The sequence below is a fragment of the Streptomyces spongiae genome, from assembly GCF_009377185.1.
GTDB lineage: Bacteria > Actinomycetota > Actinomycetes > Streptomycetales > Streptomycetaceae > Streptomyces > Streptomyces spongiae.
Map to the genome: position 1 here is coordinate 1 of NZ_VJZC01000457.1, position 8,195 is coordinate 8,195.

The 8,195-nt window shown below is 70.3% G+C and carries 7 protein-coding genes; 3 read left to right on the top strand and 4 right to left on the bottom strand.

What is annotated here, in order from left to right; all coding sequences use genetic code 11:
- Nucleotides 1-119 precede the first annotated feature (119 nt).
- Nucleotides 120-947 carry an SURF1 family protein gene (locus FNH08_RS37985; RefSeq protein ID WP_322726144.1) on the top strand — a complete coding sequence of 276 codons (828 nt, stop codon included), beginning with the start codon at nucleotides 120-122 and terminating at the stop codon, nucleotides 945-947.
- Between the two features lie 37 nt (nucleotides 948-984).
- Here the strand turns inward: FNH08_RS37985 and FNH08_RS37990 are convergent, their stop codons facing one another.
- The 4 genes from FNH08_RS37990 to FNH08_RS38010 form a co-directional block, all read right to left on the bottom strand.
- Nucleotides 985-2,298 (bottom strand): hypothetical protein, encoded by a 1,314-nt coding sequence (locus tag FNH08_RS37990; RefSeq protein ID WP_228034604.1) that lies wholly within the window; start codon nucleotides 2,296-2,298, stop codon nucleotides 985-987.
- On the bottom strand, nucleotides 2,295-2,870 hold the full coding sequence (locus FNH08_RS38000; protein ID WP_152776088.1) for a SigE family RNA polymerase sigma factor: 576 nt from the start codon (nucleotides 2,868-2,870) through the stop codon (nucleotides 2,295-2,297). The genes FNH08_RS37990 and FNH08_RS38000 overlap by 4 nt, the downstream gene beginning before the upstream one ends.
- A 509-nt stretch (nucleotides 2,871-3,379) precedes the next feature.
- On the bottom strand, nucleotides 3,380-4,477 hold the full coding sequence (locus FNH08_RS38005; protein ID WP_152776084.1) for an aspartate-semialdehyde dehydrogenase: 1,098 nt from the start codon (nucleotides 4,475-4,477) through the stop codon (nucleotides 3,380-3,382).
- Nucleotides 4,477-5,769, bottom strand: a complete 1,293-nt coding sequence (locus FNH08_RS38010) for an aspartate kinase (protein WP_322726145.1) — start codon at nucleotides 5,767-5,769, stop codon at nucleotides 4,477-4,479. Before FNH08_RS38010 ends, FNH08_RS38005 begins: the two co-directional genes overlap by 1 nt.
- A gap of 319 nt (nucleotides 5,770-6,088) precedes the next feature.
- Between FNH08_RS38010 and FNH08_RS38015 the strand changes: the two genes are divergently transcribed.
- Both FNH08_RS38015 and FNH08_RS38020 read left to right on the top strand, forming a co-directional pair.
- Nucleotides 6,089-6,820 (top strand): response regulator transcription factor, encoded by a 732-nt coding sequence (locus tag FNH08_RS38015; protein ID WP_322726146.1) that lies wholly within the window; start codon nucleotides 6,089-6,091, stop codon nucleotides 6,818-6,820.
- The gene (locus tag FNH08_RS38020) at nucleotides 6,817-8,193 is read left to right on the top strand and encodes a sensor histidine kinase (protein ID WP_152776086.1); all 1,377 of its coding nucleotides are present in this window, start codon (nucleotides 6,817-6,819) and stop codon (nucleotides 8,191-8,193) included. The genes FNH08_RS38015 and FNH08_RS38020 overlap by 4 nt, the downstream gene beginning before the upstream one ends.
- Nucleotides 8,194-8,195: the final 2 nt, after the last annotated feature.

Genomic DNA, 8,195 nt, shown 5'->3' on the forward strand with positions numbered 1-8,195 from the left:
CGCCCCACACTCCGCTGCCGAGGCCCCCCAGCCTGTGGAAAACTTTTCGTCCGCGCAGGTCAGGGCCGTTACCGACCCCGCAACCCTCCGCTGCGTGCGCGCCCCGTACCGTTGACAGGGTGTACCGGTTCCTGCTGACGCCCCGATGGTGGGGGATCAACGTCTTCGTTCTGCTGGCCATCCCTTTCTGCCTGTTCATGGGGTCGTGGCAGCTGGGGCGGTTCGAGGAGCGCATGGACAGCCACCGGACGGCGGGCGAACAGGCCGAGTCGGCGAAGCACGCGGCGGCCCGGCCGCTGGACGCGCTGCTTCCCGTCGACAAGGAGACGTCGGGCAGGCAGACCACGGCGACCGGCCGGTACGGCAAGCAGCTGCTGGTGCCGGACCGCGAACTGGACGAGACGCGTGGGTACTACGTGCTCACGCTGCTGCGCACCGACGACGGCAAGGCACTGCCCGTCGTACGGGGCTGGCTGCCCGGTGACGCGGACCCGGCCAAGGCGCCCGCCGCGCCCAAGGGCGAGGTCACGGTCACGGGTGCGTTGCAGGCGTCGGAGACTCCGGGATCCAACGGGGTGAGCGCGGCCGGCGGGCTGCCCGCGGGCCAGACCGGGGCGATCAGCGCGGCCTCACTGGTCAACCTCGTGCCGTACGAGGTGTACGACGCGTGGATCACCCTCAACAAGGGCGACTCCGGGATGAAGGCCGTCCCCGCGGCCGCGGCCCAGGACACGGGCCTGGACCTGAAGGCGTTCCAGAACCTCGGCTACACCGGCGAGTGGTTCGTCTTCGCGGGCTTCGTGGTCTTCATGTGGTTCCGTCTGCTGCGCCGCGAGGTGGAGTTCGTCCGGGACGCGGAGCTGGGGCTGGTCGCCGACGCCGACGCCGACGAGGATCCGGTGCGGGGAGAAGCCGCCGAGCGCACCCGGGAAACCGCCGCCTCCTAGGCGGAGCCGCCCGGTGCGCTCACGGCGCCGGGGCCGTTCAGGAGCCCGACAGCAGGCCCGTCCGGTAGATCGTTCCCGCGCAGGCGTTGGTCACAGTGGTGGGGCTCGTCGCCGTACCGACCGCGGTTGTGTGGGACACCACGACGCTACCGTCGGCGACGCCGTCCTCCGTGACGAGCTGGGGTGACGTGCCGCTGCCGTCGGTGGTGGCGCCGCCCGTGTCGGTGCTGTTGTCGGTGGGCGACGGATCGGGCGACGGGTCGGGGTCGTTCGTGGTGGGACACGTCTCCGAGGGCACCCAGGCGAACTTCACCTCGTACGCGGCGCCCGGCTGCAGCACCATCTGGCCCGCGGACAGGGACGGGTCCGGCAGCCCGGTCACCCCGTCGCCCGCCACATGCTCCGCCACGAGGACCTTGGACGGGTCGGCCGCGCCCTGGGCGGTCGCGCTCACGCTGCCCGTGCCGGTGACCGTACAACTGGTGCCGGAGACATTGGCCACACGGAAACTGCCGTACACCGTGCCGCCGGAGTCCGGTGAGGCCACGCTCGCCGAGGAACCGCCGAGCTGGGCGGCCGTACAGTCCGGGGCGGCGGCGGCCGAGGCGGTGGCCACGGGCCCGGTGGCACCGCTGGTCGCGCCCTTGCCCTTGTCGTCCTTGTCCTTGCCGGTGCCCTTGCCGGTGCCCTTGGAGGAACCGCCGGATCCGCCCGAGGAGTTGGAGCCGCTGCTCTGCCCCTTGTCCTGGGCCGCGCCGCCCTGCGCCTGCGAGCTGTTGCCCATCGGGGACGGGTCGGCGTCGGAGCCGGTGGCGTTCGAGACGTGGACGAGGGCCGGGATCGCCGTACCGATGAAGAGCGCGGCGGCAGCCATGCCGACGACAGCGTGCCGCTTGCGGGCGCGGCGGGCCGGCACCGCACGCCGCAGGTGCTCCAGGGTGCCGTCCCGCGGCTCGATCTCCTCGACGGCCCTGTGCAGCATCCTGCGCAGCGCCAACTCGTCCGACCCGAGGCCGTCGGGGCCAGGCGCGCCGCCTGAGCCGGGCGGACCACCCGAGCCGTGGGCTCCGAAGACCAGCGCCTCCAGCCTCTGGCGACCCGTGTCGAGCTCGCCGCTCCGGTCCTCGGGACCCTGACCTTGTTCGTCCGGGCCGTGATTCACAGTTCCGTTCCCAGCGTGCGTTCCGTGCTCGTCGTGCGCTTGGTACTCGTCGTGCTCTTGGTGCGCGTCGTGCGCTTGGTGCGCGTCGTGCGCTTGGTGCGCGTTGTGCGCTTGGTGCGCGTCGTGCTCTTCGTGCTTGTCGTGCTCTTCGTGCTTGTCGTGCTCTTCGTGCTTGTCGTGCCTGCTCATGCCGGTGCCTCCATGGCGACCCGGAGGGCCGCTATGCCGCGCGAGCCGTACGCCTTGACCGAGCCCAGCGATATGCCGAGCGTCTCGGCGACCTGCGCCTCGGTCATGTCCGCGAAGTAGCGCAGGACCAGGACCTCGCGCTGCCGCCGCTGGAGCCCCTTCATCGCCTTGATCAGCGAGTCGCGCTCCAGCTGGTCGTACGCGCCCTCCTCCGCGCTCGCCATGTCCGGCATCGGCTTGGACAGCAGCTTCAGACCGAGGATGCGGCGGCGCAGGGCCGAGCGGGACAGGTTGACGACGGTCTGGCGCAGGTACGCCAGCGTCTTCTCCGGATCGCGCACGCGCTTGCGCGCGGAGTGCACGCGGATGAATGCCTCCTGGACGACGTCCTCGCAGGAGGCGGTGTCGTCGAGGAGGAGCGCCGCGAGACCGAGCAGCGAGCGGTAGTGGGTGCGATAGGTCTCGGTGAGGTGGTCGACGGTCGTACCCGCCGCCGTGGTCTCCTCGGAGCCGTCGCGCTGGTTGGGTATGCGGGCGGGCCGCGCTGCGGGCATGGGGGCGATCACCGGCATGCCGCCGGGCGCGCCGGACATGCGGGGACGGCGGGGTGGACGCAGGGCGGTGCCCCTCGTCTGTACCGCGCTGAAGTCGAGTACCTCTGCCACGTCTGTTGGACCCGCATCCCCCCCTTGAGGTTGTACGCGACGAGCATCACTTTTACGTCAGGCCGTACCCCCGCCCACGCGTCCGACGGTCTGCCTGACGGCGTCCCGGACGACGTGTCACATGCCCACATGCGTACCAGCTCTTCCCCTATGCCCGCGTGCAAAGACGTCCGACCACCCGAAGGGCGTTCGGAAAGACGCTCCCCGCCCTCCGCGCGGTTGCGGAGAGCGGGGAGGAAAATCGTCGAACGTCTGAGCGCTTGAATCAAGTGGTCCGGACCATTGCTTTGGCCACGGAATCCGCACAGATCCTACGTTGGCGCTCCGCTGGGTGGGCGGGTACGTCCCGTCTGCCGGGTTCTGTCGGTGGTTTTGCGCGGGTCGTGTGGGGCTGGTCGCGCAGTTCCCCGCGCCCCTTACGGGGCGCTGAGCTCGCTTGCCACCAGTTCCGCGATCTGGGCTGTGTTCAGGGCGGCGCCCTTGCGCAAGTTGTCGCCGCAGACGAACAGTTCGAGCGCTGTGGGGTCGTCCAGGGCTCGGCGTACGCGGCCCACCCAGGTGGGGTCGGTGCCCACGGCGTCGGCGGGGGTGGGGAACTCGCCGGCGGCCGGGTCGTCGAAGAGGACGACGCCGGGGGCTGTGGCGAGGATCTCACGCGCCTTGTCGACGGTGACCTCGCCCTCGAAGCGGGCGTGGACGGTGAGCGAGTGGGTCGTGACCACCGGCACCCGCACGCACGTCACAGCGACCGGAAGCGTCGGCAGCCCGAGGATCTTGCGGGACTCGTCCCGTACCTTCATCTCCTCCGAGGACCAGCCGTCCTCGCGGAGCGAACCGGCCCAGGGGACGACGTTGAGCGCGACCGGCTCCGGGAAGGGACCGGTGTCGTCGCCCACGGCCCGCCGTACGTCACCGGGGTGCGTCCCCAGCTCCGTACCGGCGACCAGCGACAACTGCCGTCGTAGCGTGTCGACGCCCGAGCGCCCCGCACCGCTGACCGCCTGGTACGACGACACCACCAGCTCGCGCAGCCCGAACTCGGCGTGCAGCGCGCCCAGCGCGACGATCATCGACAAGGTGGTGCAGTTCGGGTTCGCGATGATTCCGCGGCGGCGCACGCGCACGGCGTGCGGGTTGACCTCGGGCACCACCAGCGGCACGTCCGGGTCCATCCGGAAGGCGCCCGAGTTGTCCACGACGACCGCGCCCTTGGCCACGGCGATCGGCGCCCACCGTGCGGAGACCTCGTCGGGTACGTCGAACATGGCGACGTCGACCCCGTCGAAGGCCTCCTCCGTCAGCGCCACCACCTCGACCTCCTCACCGCGCACGGCCAGCTTGCGGCCGGCGGAGCGCGGCGAGGCGATCAGGCGGATCTCACCCCAGATGTCCGCGTGCTGGGAAAGGATCTGGAGCATGACCGAGCCGACGGCTCCGGTCGCTCCCACGACCGCGAGCGTCGGCCTGCCGGTGCGCACGGCATTCCGAGCGGTGCGCCCGGCGACATCGGTCATCAGCGGCCGGTGCCTCCGTAGACGACGGCCTCGTCGCTCTCCGAGTCGAGCCCGAAGGCGCTGTGCACGGCGCGCACGGCCTCGGGGACGTCGTCGGCGCGGGTGACCACCGAGATACGGATCTCGGAGGTCGAGATCAGCTCGATGTTCACGCCGGCGTCGGACAGCGCCTCGAAGAAGGAGGCCGTGACGCCCGGGTTGGTCTTCATACCGGCGCCGACCAGGGAGATCTTGCCGATCTGGTCGTCGTAGCGCAGCGAGTCGAAGCCGATCGTGCTCTTCGCCCGCTCCAGGGAGTCGATCGCCTTGTGGCCGTCGGTCTTCGGCAACGTGAAGGAGATGTCCGTCAGGCCCGTCGACGCGGCCGACACGTTCTGCACGACCATGTCGATGTTGAGCTCGGCGTTGGCGATGGCGCGGAAGATCGCGGCGGCCTCGCCCGGCTTGTCCGGCACACCGACGACCGTGACCTTGGCCTCGGAGGTGTCGTGGGCGACACCGGAGATGATGGCCTGCTCCACCTTCTGTTCCCCTTGCTGCTGCGTCTTTCGAACGGGTGGCTCACTGCTGACCCACGTGCCCTGCAGTCCGCTGAAGGACGAGCGTACGTGGATCGGGATGTTGTAGCGGCGGGCGTACTCCACACAGCGGTGGAGCAGCACCTTGGAGCCGGAAGCCGCCAGCTCCAGCATGTCCTCGAAGGAGATCCAGTCGATCTTCTGGGCCTTCTTCACGACCCGCGGGTCGGCGGTGAACACACCGTCGACGTCCGTGTAGATCTCACAGACCTCGGCGTCGAGAGCGGCGGCCAGCGCGACGGCGGTCGTGTCCGAGCCACCACGGCCGAGGGTCGTGATGTCCTTCTTGTCCTGGCTGACGCCCTGGAACCCGGCGACGATCGCGATGTTGCCCTCGTCCAGCGCGGTCCGGATACGGCCCGGCGTGACGTCGATGATCCGGGCTTTGTTGTGGACCGAGTCGGTGATGACGCCTGCCTGGCTGCCGGTGAAGGACTGGGCCTCGTGGCCCAGCTTTTTGATCGCCATGGCCAGCAGGGCCATGGAGATCCGCTCTCCGGCGGTCAGCAGCATGTCGAACTCACGCCCGGCCGGCATCGGGGATACCTGCTCGGCGAGATCGATCAGCTCGTCCGTCGTGTCGCCCATCGCGGAAACGACCACGACCACCTGGTGGCCGTTCTTCTTCGCTTCCACGATTCGCTTGGCGACGCGCTTGATGCCCTCGGCATCGGCTACGGAGGAGCCTCCGTACTTCTGCACGACAAGGCCCACGTGCGCTCCTCGCTCAGTCCGTATCGGTCCGCACATACACACGTATCTGCGGTCGGCTCAGTCTATCGAGCGGCCGAACATCCCCTCCTGGGTATCGCATGGTGAGATGTCCCGCTCACTCTGCGATCACCCCGGTTTTCTCCCGGCGTCCGCGTCCCGCGTCCGCCGTTTCACTCGGAGAGCTCCGGCCGCTCCGGACCGGTACCTGCCCAGGACCGTGCCCGCCACTCGAAAAAGTGCCCCGAGTCACACCCAGGGCCCCGATGACCGATGAAGCACCACCGATGAGGCACAACTTTCAAGCATTAGTGTTCGTCCCGTGCGCGTACTTCTGGTGGAAGACGACGAGCCGGTCGCCCAGTCGCTCCGGCGCGGCCTGCTGCGATACGGCTTCGAAGTGGAGTGGGTGTCCACGGGCGCGGCGGCCCTGGCCCACGAGAGCCCCTACGACGTCGTACTCCTGGACCTCGGCCTGCCCGACACCGACGGCCTCGACGTCTGCAAGGCCCTCCGCGCCCGCGGCGACGTACCGATCATCGTGATCAGCGCCCGCAGCGACGAGACGGACCGGGTGGTCGGGCTCGAACTGGGCGCCGACGACTACGTGTCCAAGCCGTTCGGTGTCCGCGAGGTCATCGCCCGCATCCGGGCGGTCATGCGGCGCGCGCAGCCACCCCGCTCCGAAGCGTCCCCCGTCGGCCCCGACCGGTACGGGCCCCGCCTGACCGTCGACCGCAAGGCCGCGCGCGTCCACCTCGACGGCGAGGAGGTCGCCCTCGCCCCCAAGGAGTACGACCTGCTCGCCTTCCTCACCGAGGAGCCGGGTGCGCTGATGTCGCGCGAGCAGATCATGGAGGCGGTCTGGGACGCGAACTGGTTCGGGCCGACGAAGACACTCGACGTCCATGTGGCCGCGCTGCGGCGGAAGCTGGCGGGCGCGATCACCATCGAGGCGGTACGAGGTGTCGGGTTCCGGCTGATCGTGAACGAGGCCGGAGCCGGCTCCCCCGGGCAGAACTCCTCCGGACAGGGTGCCGGAAGCACGTCATGATCCGTCAGCTCATCCGCAGTTACGTCCTGCTCGTCGCGGTCGCCATCGCCCTGTTCACCGTCCCCGTGGCCTTCACGCTCACCGACCAGCTGCGCGGCGACACCGGGGCCTCCGTCGAGCGCGAGGCCACCACCATGGCGCGGCTGCTGGGCGCCGGGAACGCCGATGCGTGCAGGGCCCTGGGCGAGATGGCCTCCGCGTTCGAAGGCACGGTCCAGGTGACCCCCACCGACGACTGCGCGCCCGACCTGCCGCGCCCCGCCGGGGACGCCGCCCTGACCAACGCCCTGGAGAAGGGCGACTCCACGACCGACTGGGGCTCCCGCTTCATCTGGGGCAAGAACCTGGTGATCACGGTCCCCGCTCACGAGAGGGAGACGGCGTCAGACGGCGACGAGGGGCCGGTCGTCGGCGCCGTACGGATCGTGTACTCGACCCAGGAGATGACGAACCGGCTGTGGCTGATCTGGGGCTTCCGGGCGATCCTCGCGGTGCTCGTCCTGGCCGTGGCCGCCGTGATCGGCGCCGGGGTGGCCCGCCGGCTGACCCGGCCGCTGCGACAGCTCAACGACATGGCGAGCAAGTTCAGCGACGGTGACCTGACGGCCCGTTCCCCCGTGACGGGCCCCCAGGAGACACAGACCCTGGCGCGCACGCTCAACCAGGGCGCGGAACGCCTCGACACCCTGATAGCGGCACAGCGGATCTTCGTCGCGGACGCGTCCCACCAGCTCCGCACCCCTCTCACGGCCCTGCGGCTCTCCCTGGACAACATCGCGGACGGCGTCGACGACGAGTACGTCAGGGAGGACGTCGAGCAGGCGACGGCCGAGGTGGTGCGGATGAGCCGACTGGTCAACGACCTGCTGGTGCTGGCGCGGGCGGAGGCCAAGGTGACGGCCGCGGAGCCGCTCCCCCTCCGGGACGTGATCGAGGAACGGTTCGCGGTGTGGAGGCCGGCCGCCGACGAGCGCGGAGTCACCGTCACGCTCAGGGGGAGTGCCGACGGCCGGCTGCTTGTGCTGGCCACCCCAGGCCACCTGGACCAGGTCCTGGACAACGTGCTGTCGAACGCCCTGGAGGTCTCACCGGACGGCGGGACGATCACCGTCGAGGTCGAAGCCCGGGGCGACGAGGTGGTGCTGTCGGTGCTGGACGAGGGTCCCGGCATGTCGGAGACCGAGAAGTCCCGCGCCTTCGACCGCTTCTGGCGCGGCCAGGGCCTCACCGGACGGACCGGCTCCGGCCTCGGTCTCGCCGTCGTCCGACAACTGGTGTCCGACGACGGCGGAACCGTCGCGCTGCACGACGCGCCCGGCGGCGGGTTGTGCGTGACGCTCAACCTGCGGGCCGCGCCGCGGGGTGGGGGTTGAGG